General features: G+C 40.1%; 17 protein-coding genes. All 17 read left to right on the top strand.

Annotation, left to right across the window (positions count from 1 at the left end; genetic code table 11):
* The first annotated feature begins 20 nt into the window (after window positions 1-20).
* The 17 genes from ACHUGF_RS01265 (at window position 21) to rfbB (ending at window position 17,462) form a co-directional block, all read left to right on the top strand.
* Window positions 21-584 carry a YqgE/AlgH family protein gene (locus tag ACHUGF_RS01265; RefSeq protein WP_394128958.1) on the top strand — a complete coding sequence of 188 codons (564 nt, stop codon included), beginning with the start codon at window positions 21-23 and terminating at the stop codon, window positions 582-584.
* Window positions 585-723: 139 nt separating this feature from the next.
* The gene (ruvX, locus tag ACHUGF_RS01260; RefSeq protein WP_394128957.1) at window positions 724-1,146 is read left to right on the top strand and encodes a Holliday junction resolvase RuvX; all 423 of its coding nucleotides are present in this window, start codon (window positions 724-726) and stop codon (window positions 1,144-1,146) included.
* Window positions 1,147-1,477: 331 nt separating this feature from the next.
* Entirely contained in the window at window positions 1,478-2,377 is a 900-nt protein-coding gene (locus tag ACHUGF_RS01255) for an HAD-IIB family hydrolase (RefSeq protein ID WP_394128956.1), read from the top strand.
* 54 nt (window positions 2,378-2,431) lie between these two features.
* Window positions 2,432-3,652: a glycosyltransferase family protein gene (locus tag ACHUGF_RS01250; protein WP_394128955.1), complete on the top strand. Its 1,221-nt coding sequence runs from the start codon at window positions 2,432-2,434 to the stop codon at window positions 3,650-3,652.
* A 115-nt stretch (window positions 3,653-3,767) separates the two neighbouring features.
* The gene (locus ACHUGF_RS01245) at window positions 3,768-5,546 is read left to right on the top strand and encodes a sugar phosphorylase (RefSeq protein WP_394128954.1); all 1,779 of its coding nucleotides are present in this window, start codon (window positions 3,768-3,770) and stop codon (window positions 5,544-5,546) included.
* A gap of 213 nt (window positions 5,547-5,759) precedes the next feature.
* On the top strand, window positions 5,760-6,314 hold the full coding sequence (locus ACHUGF_RS01240) for a DUF4136 domain-containing protein (RefSeq protein ID WP_394128953.1): 555 nt from the start codon (window positions 5,760-5,762) through the stop codon (window positions 6,312-6,314).
* Window positions 6,315-6,779: 465 nt separating this feature from the next.
* Window positions 6,780-7,277, top strand: a complete 498-nt coding sequence (rfaH, locus tag ACHUGF_RS01235) for a transcription/translation regulatory transformer protein RfaH (protein WP_394128952.1) — start codon at window positions 6,780-6,782, stop codon at window positions 7,275-7,277.
* Window positions 7,278-7,761: 484 nt separating this feature from the next.
* The gene (gene wecA, locus ACHUGF_RS01230; protein ID WP_394128951.1) at window positions 7,762-8,814 is read left to right on the top strand and encodes a UDP-N-acetylglucosamine--undecaprenyl-phosphate N-acetylglucosaminephosphotransferase; all 1,053 of its coding nucleotides are present in this window, start codon (window positions 7,762-7,764) and stop codon (window positions 8,812-8,814) included.
* Between the two features lie 4 nt (window positions 8,815-8,818).
* Window positions 8,819-9,202 carry a hypothetical protein gene (locus ACHUGF_RS01225; protein ID WP_394128950.1) on the top strand — a complete coding sequence of 128 codons (384 nt, stop codon included), beginning with the start codon at window positions 8,819-8,821 and terminating at the stop codon, window positions 9,200-9,202.
* Between the two features lie 53 nt (window positions 9,203-9,255).
* Window positions 9,256-10,962: a polysaccharide biosynthesis/export family protein gene (locus tag ACHUGF_RS01220; protein WP_394128949.1), complete on the top strand. Its 1,707-nt coding sequence runs from the start codon at window positions 9,256-9,258 to the stop codon at window positions 10,960-10,962.
* Between the two features lie 6 nt (window positions 10,963-10,968).
* On the top strand, window positions 10,969-11,754 hold the full coding sequence (locus ACHUGF_RS01215) for an ABC transporter permease (RefSeq protein ID WP_394128948.1): 786 nt from the start codon (window positions 10,969-10,971) through the stop codon (window positions 11,752-11,754).
* A 12-nt stretch (window positions 11,755-11,766) separates the two neighbouring features.
* The gene (locus tag ACHUGF_RS01210; protein WP_394128947.1) at window positions 11,767-12,417 is read left to right on the top strand and encodes an ABC transporter ATP-binding protein; all 651 of its coding nucleotides are present in this window, start codon (window positions 11,767-11,769) and stop codon (window positions 12,415-12,417) included.
* A 5-nt stretch (window positions 12,418-12,422) separates the two neighbouring features.
* Entirely contained in the window at window positions 12,423-13,886 is a 1,464-nt protein-coding gene (locus tag ACHUGF_RS01205; protein ID WP_394128946.1) for a KpsE/RkpR family capsule polysaccharide export protein, read from the top strand.
* Window positions 13,887-13,914: 28 nt separating this feature from the next.
* Window positions 13,915-14,826: a glucose-1-phosphate thymidylyltransferase RfbA gene (gene rfbA, locus ACHUGF_RS01200; RefSeq protein ID WP_394128945.1), complete on the top strand. Its 912-nt coding sequence runs from the start codon at window positions 13,915-13,917 to the stop codon at window positions 14,824-14,826.
* Window positions 14,827-14,844: 18 nt separating this feature from the next.
* The gene (gene rfbC / locus ACHUGF_RS01195) at window positions 14,845-15,390 is read left to right on the top strand and encodes a dTDP-4-dehydrorhamnose 3,5-epimerase (protein ID WP_394128944.1); all 546 of its coding nucleotides are present in this window, start codon (window positions 14,845-14,847) and stop codon (window positions 15,388-15,390) included.
* A 12-nt stretch (window positions 15,391-15,402) separates the two neighbouring features.
* Window positions 15,403-16,311, top strand: a complete 909-nt coding sequence (rfbD, locus tag ACHUGF_RS01190) for a dTDP-4-dehydrorhamnose reductase (RefSeq protein ID WP_394128943.1) — start codon at window positions 15,403-15,405, stop codon at window positions 16,309-16,311.
* A 65-nt stretch (window positions 16,312-16,376) separates the two neighbouring features.
* The gene (gene rfbB, locus ACHUGF_RS01185) at window positions 16,377-17,462 is read left to right on the top strand and encodes a dTDP-glucose 4,6-dehydratase (RefSeq protein ID WP_394128942.1); all 1,086 of its coding nucleotides are present in this window, start codon (window positions 16,377-16,379) and stop codon (window positions 17,460-17,462) included.
* The last annotated feature ends 1 nt before the right edge of the window (window position 17,463 follow it).

Raw genomic sequence — 17,463 nt, 5'->3', positions numbered from 1 at the left:
TAAGGGGATGTAACAAACCTATGGAAAGCCTGCAAGGACATTTTTTAATAGCCATGCCATCACTCAATGACACCTTTTTTGAAAAGAGTGTTATTTACCTATGTGAGCATGACGATAAAGGGGCAATGGGGCTGGTCATCAATAAACCTATCGGGCTTGATATCGAGGGGTTATTGGAACAAATGGAGTTAAACCCATCACCAGAAATGGCATTTAAATTGACCTCTCAAGTGGTTGTCGGTGGGCCTGTGTCACCAGAGCGTGGCTTTGTATTACATACACCACAGTCAGAGTGGGTCAATAGTTTTCAAGTGAGTGACTTTTGCATGCTGACGAGCTCTCGCGATGTGTTGAATGCGTTAGCATCTGAAAATGATGCACCAGAAAACTTTATTGTCGCGCTTGGCTATGCAGGTTGGAGTAAAGACCAGCTTGAACAGGAGCTTGCTGACAACACTTGGCTCACGATTAAAGCCAGTCCAGAGCTGCTTTACGATTTAGATTATGAGCAACTGTGGCAAAAAGCCGCGAAACAGTTAGGGTTTGATATCTGGCAGCTTAATTCACAAGTCGGCCATGCGTAATAACTGCTGGTGCGGCTATTCGACACTATATTGTAAGTCTTATTTTTAGTTAGTTTGTCGATTAGCTAATCGATGATTCAAACAAGCGCTTAAGCTTGCTGCTCATAGCACTTATCCCCATATTATTAGTTGGAATAACATGTTACCTCAAACAGTTCTTGGTTTTGATTTTGGCACGAAGAGTATTGGTATTGCAATTGGTCAGGCTGTGACTGGCACAGCCAGACCTTTACTATCGATAAAAGCGAATGATGGCATTCCAAATTGGGATCAAATTGGTGATTTAATTAAAGAGTGGCAGCCAGATATTGTAGTCGTTGGTTTACCTTTGAATATGGACGGTACCGAGCAGGAAATGACCCAGCGTGCACGTAAGTTCGCCAATCGAATTAATGGCAGATTTGGTATTAAAATCGCGACACAAGATGAGCGACTCACTACAGCTGATGCTAAAGCCCGTTTGTTTGAGTTAGGCGGGTATAAAGCGTTAACTAAAGATCAAGTCGATGCCGTATCTGCAGTTTTAATTGTTGAAAGCTATTTCGAAAACTCATTTAACTAGCGTTAATTATTGTTTCCCCACGATTTATTTGCACATTTTTCACACATTCTTTTGCATAGAAGCCGCAGCACTTGAGTATCATCATAAACATTGAATAATTCAAATCAGCATTCTGTTTCGCACCAAAATGGTGCGAATTACATTTTGTTTGATACTTACAGGGCATCTGGTTTTTGATTTTATTATCAGAATAAAAATGATTAAAAATTTTTAATTCTAAAAATCAATAGCTTGAGCTGCTGATTTGATCAGCTGAAACATGTCACCATTTTGGCATAAATACTGAAACCCTAAAATTACACATTTGTTAAGTAGTGATTTAGGGGCTCAGATGATCAACCAACCCATCATTTATACCGATTTAGACGGCACGCTGCTTGACCATTATAGTTATGATTTTAGCGCTGCTATTCCTGCCATTGAGCAACTCGCTTCATTGAATATTCCTGTTATTGCTAACACCTCAAAAACCTTTGCCGAGCTGGTTAACATACAGCAAACCTTAGGACTCAATTGTCCATTCATTTGTGAAAACGGTGCGGCAGTTTATATCCCAAAAGGCTATTTCGAACTGCAACCAGAAACGACTGAAGAGAAAGGCTACTACTGGGTTAAAACCTTTAGCCCGGCGAGAGAGCATTGGCTCGACCTGCTAGCAAATCAAGCAGCAGAATTTAAGAATTACTATGTCGGGTTTTCCGCGATGACGGTGGAGTCATTGTGTTCGGTGACAGATCTGACACCAACTAAAGCAAAGCTCGCGCTGCTCAGAGAGCATACCGAGCCCTTGTTATGGCTAGGAAATGATCTAGTTAAACAACAGTTTACGGCAAAACTACAAAGTCTTGGCGCAGAAATATTGCAAGGTGGTCGCTTTCTACATGTAGGTGGGAAAACCAACAAGGCACATGCTATGAATTGGCTAACTCACCTTTATCAACAAAAAATACAGCAAAAATCACCTCAAAAAGTCGTGCAAACTATCGCACTTGGCGACAGTGGAAACGATGTTGCCATGCTTAATGCGGCCGATATTGCAGTGCAAATTAAATCACCTGTTCACGATTTTCCCGCATTAGAAACGTCAGCATTGGTGATCCAAAGCAACCAATTTGGGCCTAAAGGCTGGGCTGAAGCATTGCAGGCATTACTGTTTGATGAGCCTTCATTAACGAATAACAACTCTAGTTTGGACAGCACATCGAGGACGAGCAACGTACTCAATGCGTAATGTTTAGGTTTACTCATCAAGGCAAAAATTAAGGCAATATACTAGGAGTAGAACATGGCAGATTTTTATCAAAATGGCATCATCACTACGTTACATCAATTGTCTCAACGCAGCGATGAAGCCCTAGAAACTGAATTACTCAAGTTTGCACAAGTGAGACCGCTTGGACTTATTTTACCGTCTTTGTTTTCTGAGCTTGAAGGTCAAGCCTTACCTGATATTGTCAATAAACTCGCAACGGTGCCGTATCTATCAGAAGTGGTCATTGGCTTAGATCGCGCCAACTTAGAACAGTACCAACATGCATTGCAATTCTTTAAGCAATTACCGCAACATCACCGCGTTTTGTGGAATGATGGACCTAGGCTAAAGGCCCTTGATAATGAGCTGCAACAACTCGGTTTAGCCCCAAAGGAAATGGGCAAAGGGCGCAACGTATGGTACTGCATGGGCTACGTGTTAGCTTCAGGTAAATCTGAATCAATTGCGCTGCATGACTGCGATATTGTGACCTATGAGAAGTCATTATTGTCAAGATTGTTATATCCCGTGGCTCATCCACAATTTAATTATGAATTTAGCAAAGGCTATTACGCTCGTATTGCTGATGGCAAAATCAATGGTCGAGTCTCAAGGTTATTAGTTACCCCTTTGATTAAAGCGTTGAAGCGTATCGTGGGTCACAATGATTACCTTGAGTATATGGACAGCTTTAGGTATCCACTTGCGGGAGAGTTCTCATTTAGGCGTGATGTACTTAATGATTTGCGTATTCCCAGTGATTGGGGTTTAGAGATTGGTGTGCTCAGTGAAATGCAGCGAAATTATGCGACGAACCGTATTTGTCAGGTGGATATTGCAGATAATTACGATCATAAGCATCAAGATTTATCACTTGAAAACCCTGAAGCCGGTTTGTCGAAAATGTCTATTGATATTACTAAGGCGTTTTACCGCAAGTTAGCGACACAAGGTAATACCTTCAGTAGTGAATCTTTCAGAAGCTTAAAAGCAACATATTACCGAATAGCCTTAGATTATGTGGAAAACTATCACAACGATGCCTTAATGAATGGCCTCACCACTGATATCCATATGGAAGAAAAAGCGGTTGAGATGTTTGCTCAAAATATTGTTACGGCAGGTCAACGCTTCTTAGATAATCCGATGGAAACGCCGTTTATTCCAACATGGAGCCGTGTGATCAGTGCTATGCCTGATGTGCTTGAGCGCTTGAAAGATGCAGTCGAAGCTGATCATGCTGAATTTATGTGAATACTGTTGGCTAGTAAACCACAACTTCAAAATAGTATTTAGAATGAGAATTTCACCGCCTTTAAATTAGGGGCGACAATTGAAGGTCAATTAAAATAAAAGGCTAGGGGGCGATATGGAGGTTAATAACACACATGAGCAAGCGTTAAAAACATTGTACTGTAAATTGATTCAGCAACTTAGCCTGATCTATGCCGATATCTTATTAACTCAAACGCTGGACTCTATAGCCACGCAGTTGATTGAAGCGATGCGTCTCGAACAATCCCATGTTTGCCCTACACCTTATGCCAATCATTGGACTGAACAAGATGTCATCGTGATCACTTATGGCGATAGCATCATTGATGAACATCAGCCTCCACTCGAAACATTAGATAATTTTCTAGACCAGTATTTAAGCTCAATTACTGGCGTGCATATTTTACCCTTCTTTCCATACAGCTCAGATGATGGCTTTGCCGTTATCGATTACTCATGTGTGAACGAAGGCCTTGGTGATTGGCAACATATTGAGAATATAGCGAATAAACGGCGCTTAATGGCTGACCTAGTGATCAATCACTGTTCTAGTCGTAGCCTGTGGTTCGATAATTTTATCAAGCAAAAATCCCCTGGAAAAGATTACTTTTATTTGGCCGAACCTGATGATGATTTATCTGCGGTTGTTAGACCAAGAACATCCCCCTTACTTAGGCCAACTGAAACTAAGGAAGGCATAAAGCATGTGTGGGCGACGTTTAGTCATGACCAAGTGGACTTTGACTTTCGTAATCCACAAGTGTTGATTGAATTTGTCAAAATTATAAGGCTGTATCTTGATAGAGGTGTGAATATTTTTCGACTAGATGCTGTGGCATTCTTATGGAAGATACCTGGGAGTAAATCGATTAATCTTGCACAAACTCATGAAGTGGTGAGGCTGTTACGTACACTGATTGAACACGCTCAGCAAGATGCACTTATTATCACTGAAACCAATATTCCTAATACACAAAACTTAACTTATTTTGGAAATGCCAATGAAGCCCATGGCATTTATAACTTTTCGCTCCCTCCTTTACTTGTAAATACCTTAATCACAGGCAGTTGTTTGTACCTCAAACGCTGGTTAATGAGTATGCCGCCAGCACAAAACGGTACCTTTTACTTTAATTTTATTGCCTCACATGATGGGATTGGGTTGCGCCCTGTTGAAGGGTTACTGGAGCAAGCTGAAATCGATACACTTATCGATACGATGACTTCATTTGGTGGCAAAATTTCATGGCGAGCAACTGTTGCTGATAAAGATACGAGTAAAGAGTCGAGTAAAACCGCCTATGAAATAAACATTGCTTTATTTGATGCATTAAAAGGAACCACAAAGGGTGAAGATACACTAGGATTTGAGCGGTTCATTTGTGCTCATGCCATCATGCTAAGCCTTGAAGGGGTTCCTGGGATCTATATCCACTCATTGCTGGGGACGCAAAATGATTATGAGCGTCAAACATTAACGGGTCAAAACCGCAGTATTAATCGTCATAGATGGCCCCAAAAAGCGCTTACGCCATTGCTCGATGATACATCAAGCTTGAATCATAAGGTGCTATCTCAACTAAGTAAGTTAATAGAAATAAGGAAGGAGCAGAGTGCATTTCACCCCAATGCAATTCAGTTTACCTTGCACTTGGGGCTAGGTATGTTTGGCGTGTGGCGTCAAAGTCTAGATAGAAAACAAAGCATTTTTTGTATTAGTAATGTCACTGACCAACAGCAAGATTTGGTATTAGGAGAGATTAACCTGATTATTACTGAATCTTGGAAAGATCTCATCAGCCAAGTGTCCATTGACGAAGAGCAAAGCGTCATGGTGTTAGCACCTTACCAAACAGTTTGGATTAGCAATTAACTTTCCTATGCGCTCCATAAATATACGACTAGTCAGTTGTCATTCAGTTTGCCTGCGTATAATGATCAATATAAACTAATTTAAACATGAATTTTCTAGATTAATGGCATAGCAAGAGGCTGAAAAATCAACATAATCCAGAGTGTTACTTGACTTACACCTTTGCCAATATAAGCTAGAAGAAATATTCGGTACCCAGTATTTGGAGCAAACATGAAAAATATAATAATTATTCTCGCAGCACTTGCCTTGACGGCCTGTAGCTCAATGAAAACTAATTCTGACTTTGACCCATCGGTATCGTTTGATAACTACAAAACCTACGCATGGGTAAAGCAAAAAAATACTGGTGAGAAATATCACTTAGATGGCCTAATGGATCAACGGGTCCGAAGTGCAATTGATGCTGAAATGGCTGCTAAAGGCATGAAGAAAGTCGATGCCGACTCTGCAGACTTATTAGTTAACTATTTGACTAAAGTTGACAAAAAAATCAACGTTGACACATTCAACAATAATTTTGGCTATTACCCTTACCACCGAGGCGGATGGGCATATGGTGGCAGCATGCATACTCAAACCACTGTGAGAGAATATAAAGTGGGTACCTTAATTGTTGATTTAGTTGACAAAGAAAAAGGTGCACTAGTATGGCGTGGCACGGTAGCAGATACCATTAGAGATCACAAAACACCGGAAAAGCGTGTTGAAGTCGTTAACAAAGCAATTAACCAAGTGATGGCAAACTTCCCGCCGCAAGCAGAGTAAATTGGTTCAGCTTGAATTGACTTAGCTTGAATTGCTTTAGCAATAAACAAAACATCATTTGAAAATGCCTCTTAATGAGGCATTTTTTGTGAGGTTAACTTCATGGAGTCAAATCTTTTTATACCTCATTTAAAATCTTTTTAGTGTTATTTTCCTAGATAGGAGCATTTTCACTTGTAGGACAACTTGATTAAAAATGTCAAATTAGATGCTTAGGTGGCTTTTCTCATATGTGATGGACAAAAAGATACATTTTTAACCCATTGTGCTAGTAAAAATAATTGTTTGTAAGTATTTGATTTTTTGAATGTATAGGTTATGGATATTGCGGTGCGAAAATAACAACCGAGTACTATGTTTTTTCAAGATTTAATACTGTATAGAGCATTTACCCGATAATTCAGGTCTGTTAGAATACTCGCGGTGATAAGGAGTATCACGCTATTCTATTTTGAAGTGAGAATTATGAAATCTTGGTATTTACTGTTCTGTAAGCCTCGTGAAGAGCTCAGGGCAAAACAAAACCTAGCTTTGCAGGGGGTAGAAAGCTATCTGCCTATGATTCCGCAACAAAAAAAGTCTAAATCTTCTCCAAATGGAAAGTTGGTAGAATCCCCCTTATTCCCTAATTATTTATTTATTAATTTTGACCCTACTGAATTTAGTGTCAGTCGTATTCACTCTACTCGTGGTGCTAGCCGCATTGTGGGTTGTAGAGAAGCAATGACGCCTATTTCTGATGACCTTTTGGCCTCGATTAAACAAAGAGTTGAGTGGCATACACCTGAAGAAACTGGTGCTATATCAAAAGGGGATAAAGTGACGTTTATTGAAGGCCCGTTTTCTGAGCTTGATGCAATATTTGAACAGTCAGACTCACAACAACGGTGCTTTGTTCTGTTCAACATCATGGGGCAGCAGAAAAGAATCAATGTTGATATCAGCAGTATCAAAGCCTTATAAGACCAAGTTTCTCAATTGTAGAAAGAGCTAATCTACACGAAACACAAAGCACAAAACAATAAAAAATTCGGACAGTGATGGGCATGTTGGAAGCCATAATCCATGGGCGGTAGCGTGCCCAAAGGGCATCAAATGAAGAGTTTCATTTGTTAAGCGGACGCCGAAGGTCGTCTCGACCGCCACGCGGGTCGGTAGCGTGCCCAAATGCTCTAAGGTTATTACTTAACCTGTAAAGTAACGCTAAAAATTTAATGGGTTTTACAATATACACCGAAACATACTAGTTACTAATTAAAGAACGTTACCAAGCATCCACAATATAATTTGAAAGTGGATTTTGATAATTTCATTAAAAAACGGAGTAAAACTAAACTGTTAATTACGGTGTTATTAATATGTACAAATTAACAAATACTACGTGGTTAACGGAAATACCACGATCAACTACACTATTGGATAATCAGTCAAAGACTTAAGGACAAGTATGGACTACCTGATACCGTTTTTTAGCAGTTTCATCATATCATTTTTAACCATAAGGCTAAGTAAGCCAGTCGCCATCAAAACGGGCCTGGTTGATTCGCCAAATGCATCACGAAAAACCCACGTGGGTGACATTCCACTTGTGGGAGGTTTTGGTATTTTCATCTCAATCCTAACAGCCTCTATGTTGTTTATTGAGCAGAGCCAGTTATTGAATATTTACCTATTGGCAGCTGCAATGATTTTGTTTTTAGGTGGATTAGATGACAGATATGATTTGAGTGTTAGAGTCAGGTTCGTATCTCAAATATTAGTCAGTGCCTTAATGATTTTTGGTACTGAGATTCACCTTACCTCCCTCGGCGAATTACTCGGATTTTTCGAGATAAAACTCGGCTTTGTTGGTGCAGCTGTAACAGTATTGGGTATTATTGCCGGTATTAATGCATTTAATATGATCGATGGCATTGACGGTTTAGCTGGCTCTTTAAGCATTATTACGTTCCTCTCCCTAGCATTTTTATTTGCAGATGGAGCCCATGCACTGTTTTTATTGCCTATTTTATTTATCTCTTCATTGGCTGCCTATTTGATGTTTAATCTGGGGTTACATCGCTCATTAACAAAGGTGTTTATGGGGGATGCAGGCAATATGTTTATTGGCCTTACGATTGTATGGTTGATGGTGATTGGAGCTCAACCTGAACACGGACATTTAAGACCTGTTACCGCATTGTATTTGGTTGCTATCCCGTTGATGGATATGGCTGCCATTATGATCAGGAGAGTTCGCAGAGGCCAATCTCCGTTTCAAGCTGATCGCGAGCATTTACATCATATTTTTGAGCGTGCCGGATTTAGCCGTAAACAAACCTTGTTGATCATCAGCATCCTTGGCGCTATTTTTGCCATCGCAGGTTGTTGGTCAGAAGTCAATCAAGTAGCTGAATGGATTATGTTTGCAATTTTTATTTGCACGTTCTTAGTGTATAACTGGATATTGCAAAATATATGGAAAATTCTCAAAGCATTTCGGAAAGATGTCGCTAAATAAACACATGAAAAAACAACTATCAAAATATATCGCTGGATTAAGTGTTGTGATCTTGTCTGCTTGCAGCATGTCACCGCCACAATTACAGCCCAATGTGGCATTAGTAACAGCACAGACTAAGTTTGAGCATTATCAGAAAGTGCCTCAACAATTATGGTCTCAGTTAGACTCTGCTGTTGTCGGAAGTCACTTTGCTTATAACAACCATACCATTGAGGCAACTAAGAAGTACCACTCTGCGTTAGGTACAGCTTGTCTGCAACTTTCGGTTCACAAAACTGAGATTCAAGATGAGAACAAACATCTTGTTTGCCAAAATGCTGAGGAGCAATGGTTTCTTGTCCCTCAAATAATGGATAAAGAAACAAGCCACTTTTTTGCTAACTAACCTGAGCTAAGGTTAACTTGCCTTTGGTTTGTCAGACATTACAAAGAAAATTTATGAGCTTTTTAAACAAATTAATAGTCAGTTCAGCAGTCTTATTTAGTACTGTGGTAATAGCCGCTGAACCTCAGAATTTAACTCAGCTGCAGTCATTAGGTACAACGCCTCAAAGTGTCACCAATACTGGGTTAGAGCAAGGTAGTTTTAACAAGCAGTCTCGTAATGGCGTGCTTTTGCCAGGTGAAGCGAGTGCTGAGGAGCTTTTACCTACCTCAGAAGCCGGTCTTCCCCCACCGTTTGGTGCTAACTTGTTTGCCGGCGGTTATGAAAGTGAGCGTTCTGATGGCTTGAATGATGATTACATCGTAGCACCAGGCGACAAAGTCTCTATTTGGTTATGGGGGGCTGTTAATTTATCTGAAGTATTAACGGTTGATAATCAGAGCAACTTATTTATCACCAATGTTGGCCCAGTTAATGTCGCGAATGTTAAGGCGAGTCAGTTAAATACTGTGGTGACACAAGAAATACAAAAGGTGTATAAATCCAGTGTCAATATCTATGTCAATTTGCTAACAGCAACTCCCGTGAGTGTTTATATCACTGGGAGTGTTATTCGCCCTGGTCAATATGCTGGCATTGCCTCTGATAGTATCCTGTATTACTTAAAACGTGCTGGCGGTATTGATTCAGAAAGAGGCAGTTATCGTCACATTAAAGTGATGCGCGATAACCAGGTCATCCAAAATATTGACTTATATGATTTTATTACCCAAGGCATATTACCTCGTTTTAATTTCAAAGATGGTGATGTCATTCTTGTCGAGCGACAAAAAGCAACCGTACTCGTCACCGGTAGTGTCAGAAACCCGTTTCGATTTGAATTTACTGAGCAACAAGCAAATGGCAGTGAGCTCATTAAATATGCTAGACCATATGCCAAAGTCAGTCATGTGGGCATTGTTGGTGACAGAGATACTGGACCTTTTTCCTTGTATATGCCGTTTAATGACTTTGCAGCCTTTGATCTCAAAGACGGTGACAGAATTTTCTTTAATGATGACATCCGTGCGCAAGTATTTGATATTCAAGTGGCCGGTAGTTATTTAGGTCCTTCATATTTTGCGGTTAAAAAAGATACCCGCTTACATGATTTACTTGCCAATGTTCAAGTTGACCCAAACCTCTCTGACTTTCAGTCGATATATATCCAGCGAAAAAGTGTTGCGCAAAAGCAAAAAGAGATGATTGACCAATCGCTTGAACGGCTAGAACGTAGCGTATTTACCGCGCCAGCTTCATCTGATGGCGAAGCTCGAATTAGAGCCGAAGAAGGTAAGATGATCTTAGAGTTTACAGAGCGTGCGCGTAAAATTATTCCGCTCGGTAAAGTGATAGTTGCAGATGGTGGTAAGGTTGCCAATGTCCAGTTAGAACAAGGTGATATTATTCATATTCCAGCCAAGAGTGATTTAATACAAATTGGTGGTGAAGTGATGATGCCGCAAGCATTGGTTTATAACCCTAAAGCGACAGTTGAAGATTACATCGCATGGGCTGGTGGGTATAGTGAACGGGCTAACTATGAGCAAATTATGGTAATACACCCTAATGGTATGGTGAAATTAAATGCTACAGGTGAGTTAAACCCAGGGGATCAAATTTTAGTCTTACCGAAAGTCGATGCAAAAATTATGCAAAACGTGAAAGATGTGACGCAAATTATCTACCAAATTGCAGTTGCGGCTAACGCAATCAAGTAGGATATTTTGAGTCATATAGTTAAGCGCAACAACTGGCAAATATGGAAAGACGTCATATTTGCTTTGTTTGTTAGGGAAATAAGAACGGGCTTTAACGACAAATTTGGTTTAGCTTGGGCGGTAATCAACCCAGTAGCCTTTATTTTTGTTTTGTCTTTTATACGTGGGCGACTTGATGGGGGGGAAACTCATACACTCCCCACTTTCTTCTTCATGGCGTTTGGCTTGCTTTTTATACAGTTTTTTTTGGACACATTAGCTTCAACATCTGGTGCAATGAAAAAGAGCAAACCATTATTTGCATTTCGTCAAGTACAGCCAATTAGTGCAGTGCTAGCTTCTTCAATGTTTACATTACTTGTCAAGGTGTTTGTTGCACTGACGATTACTTTGATTATGTACCTGCTTGGTATGGAGCTCCGCCTAGATAACCCACTACTTTTAGTGACTGTGTTTTTTTTATTAGGGGTGGTTGGGTTTTCATTAGGGTTACTGTTTGCCATAATTATTTGTTTCATACCAGAGATGAAAAAAATACAGTCTATGATGACTCGCCCCTTGTTTTTTATTTCTGGAGTATTTTTTTCTTTGCAAGATATGCCAAAAGAAATGTGGAAGTATTTTGATTGGAACCCAATCTTACATGCGATTGAGCTTGCAAGGTATTCAGCTTACGGTTCCTATGGTGATACTGGAGTCAGTTTGAGCTTCTTATCTCTGTGTGCATTGTCTTTGTTAAGTTTATCAATGTCAGTCTATTACGCCTACTGGAAACAAGCGATTAGTCGTTAGCGATGAATTAAAATGATCAAAATCGAAGGCCTTACAAAATATTATGAGTCAGATATTGGGCGGCAATATATTTTTAAAAATTTGAACTTTGAAATACCCAGTGGACATAATATTGCCATCCTAGGTAGCAATGGTGCGGGTAAATCTACACTGTTTAGGTTACTGGCGGGAAGTGAGTATCCGAATCAAGGACGTATTGTGACTGACTTAAACTTGTCTTGGCCAGTTGCGCTGACTACAGGCATACACCCTCAGATGACGGGAAGAGAGAATGCTCGTTTTATTGGTATGATCAATGGCATCAAAGATCTCGATGCATACGTTAATCGTGTGCACAAATTTTCAGATTTAAAAAATAAGTTTGATTTGCGTGTGAGTACTTATTCAAGTGGTATGAAGCCACGTTTGGCTTTCGCCTGTTCCATGGGCGTAGATTTTGACGTGTATTTGATTGACGAAGTGACATCGGTTGGTGATGCCAAGTTTCGACGTAAAACGAAAAAAGAACTCACTAAAAGGAGCAGGGTGGCGAATGTAATTATGGTTAGCCACGAAATGGATGAACTAAGACATTTTTGTGATAGTGCGATTGTACTACATAAAGGTCAGATGCATTTTTACAACGATTTGGAACAAGGTATAAGCCATTATAAGGCTCTATAAAGCATATGACGCAACAAGCCGTGAACAATGTAGAGCAGAGATTTAGAACGCTCAAAGATGAAACTGATAGTAAAGATTGGAATAATGTAAACGATCTAATAGAAATTGCAGAAAGGTTAGAGGATACCGACACTGCTTTAGCTCGTAGAGTGTTGCAGAGAGCTAAAAATTTAGCGCCAAAAAATAAAAAGGTATTGGCGTTATTGAATAAACTTTCAAACCAACTTGCTTCTACAGCTAAGGAGCAAATGGTTAGTTCATCGCAAGAACAAAGTAAAAGCAATTCAGCTGCGAAACTGTTCATGACGTTATGGTCAGAAAAGGTCCCCAGCTCAGCTAAGATTTTGTTGAAAAAGCCGTTAGTAATATTCGTGTTGTTGCCGTTTCTGATGTTTGCATTTTACCAAATTATTTGGGCGAGCCCAGGCTACGAAAGCCGAGCACAAGTAATAGTACAACAACCTGATGGCATGGCGACTATGGATGCTTCAATGGCGCTACTAAGTGGTTTAGGCATGGGGGGAGCTACCTCTAATGATATTGAGTTAGTTAGAAAGTATATCTATTCCCAAGATATGATCGATTATGTACAAACTAAAGTTGAGTTCTTGGCGCATTATAGTGATTCCAGTATTGATGTGTTCTCGCGATTAAGTTCAGATGCTAGTCAAGAGGATATATACCAATTTTATGCTAAACATGTCGTGGTTGAGCTTGATGAGAAATCGGGTGTCATCAGCGTTTTTGTACAGGGCTTCACCCCACAATTCGCTCTTGAGCTAAACCTAGCTATTGTTGAAAGAGCTGAATGGTACATTAACTCAATTGGCCACCAGCTCGCCGATGCACAATTAAACTTTATTAGACAAGAGCATCAGCTGGTTGAAGCAAGATTACTTGAGGCAAAAAAGAAATTATTAACATTCCAACAAGAAAACAATTTGCTAGACCCAGAAGCAGAAGGGGCTGCATTACAGCAAATAACCTATGGTATGGAATCTGAAATAGCCTCTAAACGAGCTGAGCTAAAAGCACTAAAGGCAGTGATGACAGCACAAGCTCCACAAGTGGTTATTTTAGAAGCGCAACTCAATGCGTTGCAAACTCAATTAGAGTTTGAGCGTGAGCGGTTATCGCTGGTAAAAAGACATCAGGGGAGCAACTTTTCACCTGAAAGCACCAGATTAGCATCACAGTCTGTAAGTCAAGTTATTGCGAGTTATTCAGATTATAAAATTGAACTTGAACTGGCATTGCAAGCATACACTTCTTCGGAAATATCACTCGAAAAAGCAAGGATTGAAGCTTATCGACAATTAAAGTTTTTAGTTGTAGTAGAGTCTGCAACTTTTCCTCAAGACAACCAGTATCCCAAAATATTTTATAATTTAACACTATTGCTTGTTGTTCTATTGATGATTTTTGGAATAGGTAAAGTCATTGTAGCAACTGTCAAAGAGTTAAATTAACCCCTGAACAATTAGTATTGGAAAAATCATGAATAATATTAACCCTCTCTCACAACCTCCTGCGTGTAAAGGTATCATCCTCGCTGGCGGCTCAGGCACTCGACTTTATCCACTTACGAAGGAAGTGAGTAAGCAATTAATGCCCGTGTATGATAAGCCAATGATTTTTTACCCGATCTCTACATTGCTGGTTTCGGGTATTAAAGAAATATTGATTATTGCTACACCAGAAGAATTACCTAGATTCAAAGCTTTGTTAGGTGATGGCAGTGCTTGGGGCGTGGTATTTGACTACGTTGCACAGCCTTCTCCTGACGGGCTAGCACAAGCATTTATTCTAGCGGAAGAGTTTTTAGCGGGTAGCCCAGCCGCATTGGTGTTGGGTGATAACTTGTTTTATGGACATGATTTATCTCAATCATTGCAACGTGCAGCAAATCGCCGTGCAGGTGCAACTGTATTTGGATACCACGTAGCTAATCCTACATCATATGGCGTTGTCGAATTTAACGAAGACGGTAAGGCTATTTCAATTGAAGAAAAACCACAGCAACCTAAATCTAATTACGCTGTACCAGGGTTATATTTCTTTGATAGTCGTGTGGTTGAGTTTGCCAAGAACGTAAAACCTTCTGCACGTGGTGAATTAGAAATCACTGATGTAATTGAACAGTATTTAGCACTCGAAGAGCTAAACGTTGAAATTATGGGGCGTGGTACTGCTTGGTTAGATACCGGCACACTTGATGACTTATTAGATGCAGCAAACTTTATTCGATCCATTGAGAAGCGCCAAGGCCTTAAGATAAACTGTCCGGAAGAGATTGCTTACCGTATGGGCTATATCAATGATCAACAGCTACGAGAGCTTGCCCAGCCGTTGAAGAAATCGGGTTACGGAAAATATCTTTTAGAGATATTGGAACAAAAAGTCTTTTAGGTTTATGAAGTAGTTAATATGAAATTTATTGAAACAGAAATACCAGATGTAAAAATCATTGAGCCGCAAGTATTTGGTGATGAACGTGGCTTCTTTATGGAAACTTTTAGAACGTCATTGTTTAATGAACATTGCGCACCAAGAGAATTCGTACAAGAGAACCACAGTAAATCAGCTCATGGCATTTTACGCGGATTGCACTATCAAACCGAGAATACACAGGGAAAGCTAGTGCGTGTTACTAAAGGTGAGGTATTTGATGTTGCTGTTGATATGCGAGAACACTCACCGACATATGGACAATGGGTAGGAGTATTGTTATCAGCTGAAAACAAGCGCCAACTATGGGTGCCTGAAGGCTTTGCTCATGGCTTTTATGTTACTAGCGATATAGCTGAGTTTGTTTATAAATGTACTGATGTTTACAACCCTAGTGCAGAAATTTCAATTAAGTGGGATGATCCATCCATTGGCATAGAATGGCCTTTAGTCGATGATTTGCCACCTCAATTGTCGGCCAAAGATGAAGCTGGCTTGTCATTTATTGACGCCCCCAAATTTTAAGGTGAAAAATTTATGAAGGTGTTAGTTACAGGAAAAGGTGGTCAGTTAGCATCAGAGCTAACGGTAACGGCCCCAGAACATGTCAATGTAATCTGTTTAGATCAAATACAATTAGATATTACAGATGAAACCGCAGTTATTAACACAATTGCGGAGTTAAACCCGGATTATGTTATCAATGCAGCGGCTTATACCGCAGTAGATAAAGCTGAACAAGAACAAGAATTAGCATTTGCTGTAAATGGCACGTCTTCTGGCTACATTGCCAGTGCATGTAAGCTGCACAATGCCAAATTAGTCCACATCTCAACAGACTTTGTTTTTGATGGTACTAAAACCAGCCCATACACAGCAGAAGACACGCCAAATCCAATCAACGTATACGGTGCCAGTAAATTAGCGGGTGAAGAGCTCGTGGCAGAAATTCTGGCCGAGCAGGCTGTGATTATCCGTACCGCTTGGGTGTATTCAACATATGGCAATAATTTTGTTAAAACCATGCTACGTCTAATGGCTGAAAAGCCTGTGTTAGGGATTGTTTCAGACCAAGTAGGCACGCCAACTTGGGCAAAAGGTTTAGCACTGATGATCTGGTCACTGATTGGGAAAGTGGAAAAAGGGAGTGAAGGTACGAACCCCTGCCTAGGCTTTGCCAGTAATAATCAAACACCAATTATTAATTGGACAGATGCCGGTGTGGCATCTTGGTATGATTTTGCAGTCGCAATACAAGAAATTGCTTTAGAAAAAGGCTTACTGACTCAAGCGATTCCTGTTAATCCTATTTTTGCTTCACAGTACCCAGTGCCTGCTGCGCGCCCTGCATTTAGCGTGATTGATAAGACTGAAGCTGAGCAATTGAGCCAATATCAAACGGTTCATTGGCGCAAGCAATTAGCTAAGATGATGGCCGAATTATAGCCATCAAACCCAATATTTTTTCATCCGTGTATACGGACATAAATTTAGAATAAGTAAGCATTTTTATGACAAACTCAAATAGAAATATCCTAGTCACAGGTGGTGCGGGTTTTATTGGTGCCAATTTTGTACATTACTGGTTAGGGCAACATACGAAAGATAAAGTGATTGTGCTAGATGCATTAACCTATGCTGGCAATATTGAAAATTTAACGCCGGTAAAGTCAAACCCACAATATACTTTTATTGAAGGCAATATTTGCGATCAAGGTTTAATAGAGTCGTTAATCTCTGAACATCAAATTGATACCATCGTCCATTTTGCTGCGGAGTCGCATGTAGACCGTTCTATTACTGGCCCAGATGCGTTTATTGAAACCAATATTATTGGTACGTACGCGTTATTAAAAGCGGCAAAACAAAAGTGGATTGATGAACCAAAATCTCAAGGGAAAGAGGTTATCCCTCACAGATTCCACCATGTTTCAACAGATGAGGTTTATGGCACATTAAGCCCAAGTGACCCAGCTTTTACTGAAGAAACAGCCTATGCACCAAATTCACCTTATTCAGCCTCTAAGGCAGCGTCAGATCACCTTGTACGCGCCTATCACCATACCTATGGTTTAGAAGTGACTACATCCAACTGTTCAAATAACTATGGGCCATACCATTTCCCAGAAAAATTGATCCCACTGGTTGTGACCAACATTCTGAATAACAAACCGCTACCTATTTATGGTGACGGTCAACAAATCCGAGATTGGTTATACGTTGAAGATCATGCTCGTGGAATTGATTTAGTACTGAATAAAGGCCGTGTGGGTGAAAACTACAATATTGGTGGCAACAATGAATGGGCCAATATCGATATTGTAAAATTGATATGTAAAGTGATGAATGAGTCTTTTGCTGAAGATGAATCATTAGCTTCACGTTACCCTAATGCCAAAGCAGCCATTTCAGGCGAGACTGAATCGCTTATTACTTATGTTACTGACCGTGCCGGCCATGATAGACGTTATGCTATAGATGCCACCAAAACCAATGATGAGCTAGGTTATGTGCCTGCAGAATCATTTGAAACTGGCTTTGCAAAGACTTTGAAATGGTATCTGGCAAATGAAGCTTGGTGGGTGGAGTTACTTTAGA

This window comes from Shewanella maritima, assembly GCF_043643735.1.
In the GTDB taxonomy this organism is placed as follows: Bacteria; Pseudomonadota; Gammaproteobacteria; order Enterobacterales; family Shewanellaceae; genus Shewanella; species Shewanella maritima_A.
The sequence above is the reverse complement of the archived record's forward strand: the minus strand, read 5'-3'. Positions and strand labels throughout refer to the sequence as shown.

What these genes read in the sequence shown, in the direction of transcription:
- ACHUGF_RS01265 (WP_394128958.1), top strand. Translation starts at nt 21, where the DNA reads ATGGAAAGCCTGCAAGGACATTTTTTAATAGCCATGCCATCACTCAAT.
- ruvX (WP_394128957.1), top strand. Translation starts at nt 724, where the DNA reads ATGTTACCTCAAACAGTTCTTGGTTTTGATTTTGGCACGAAGAGTATT.
- ACHUGF_RS01255 (WP_394128956.1), top strand. Translation starts at nt 1,478, where the DNA reads ATGATCAACCAACCCATCATTTATACCGATTTAGACGGCACGCTGCTT.
- ACHUGF_RS01250 (WP_394128955.1), top strand. Translation starts at nt 2,432, where the DNA reads ATGGCAGATTTTTATCAAAATGGCATCATCACTACGTTACATCAATTG.
- ACHUGF_RS01245 (WP_394128954.1), top strand. Translation starts at nt 3,768, where the DNA reads ATGGAGGTTAATAACACACATGAGCAAGCGTTAAAAACATTGTACTGT.
- ACHUGF_RS01240 (WP_394128953.1), top strand. Translation starts at nt 5,760, where the DNA reads ATGAAAAATATAATAATTATTCTCGCAGCACTTGCCTTGACGGCCTGT.
- rfaH (WP_394128952.1), top strand. Translation starts at nt 6,780, where the DNA reads ATGAAATCTTGGTATTTACTGTTCTGTAAGCCTCGTGAAGAGCTCAGG.
- wecA (WP_394128951.1), top strand. Translation starts at nt 7,762, where the DNA reads ATGGACTACCTGATACCGTTTTTTAGCAGTTTCATCATATCATTTTTA.
- ACHUGF_RS01225 (WP_394128950.1), top strand. Translation starts at nt 8,819, where the DNA reads ATGAAAAAACAACTATCAAAATATATCGCTGGATTAAGTGTTGTGATC.
- ACHUGF_RS01220 (WP_394128949.1), top strand. Translation starts at nt 9,256, where the DNA reads ATGAGCTTTTTAAACAAATTAATAGTCAGTTCAGCAGTCTTATTTAGT.
- ACHUGF_RS01210 (WP_394128947.1), top strand. Translation starts at nt 11,767, where the DNA reads ATGATCAAAATCGAAGGCCTTACAAAATATTATGAGTCAGATATTGGG.
- ACHUGF_RS01205 (WP_394128946.1), top strand. Translation starts at nt 12,423, where the DNA reads ATGACGCAACAAGCCGTGAACAATGTAGAGCAGAGATTTAGAACGCTC.
- rfbA (WP_394128945.1), top strand. Translation starts at nt 13,915, where the DNA reads ATGAATAATATTAACCCTCTCTCACAACCTCCTGCGTGTAAAGGTATC.
- rfbC (WP_394128944.1), top strand. Translation starts at nt 14,845, where the DNA reads ATGAAATTTATTGAAACAGAAATACCAGATGTAAAAATCATTGAGCCG.
- rfbD (WP_394128943.1), top strand. Translation starts at nt 15,403, where the DNA reads ATGAAGGTGTTAGTTACAGGAAAAGGTGGTCAGTTAGCATCAGAGCTA.
- rfbB (WP_394128942.1), top strand. Translation starts at nt 16,377, where the DNA reads ATGACAAACTCAAATAGAAATATCCTAGTCACAGGTGGTGCGGGTTTT.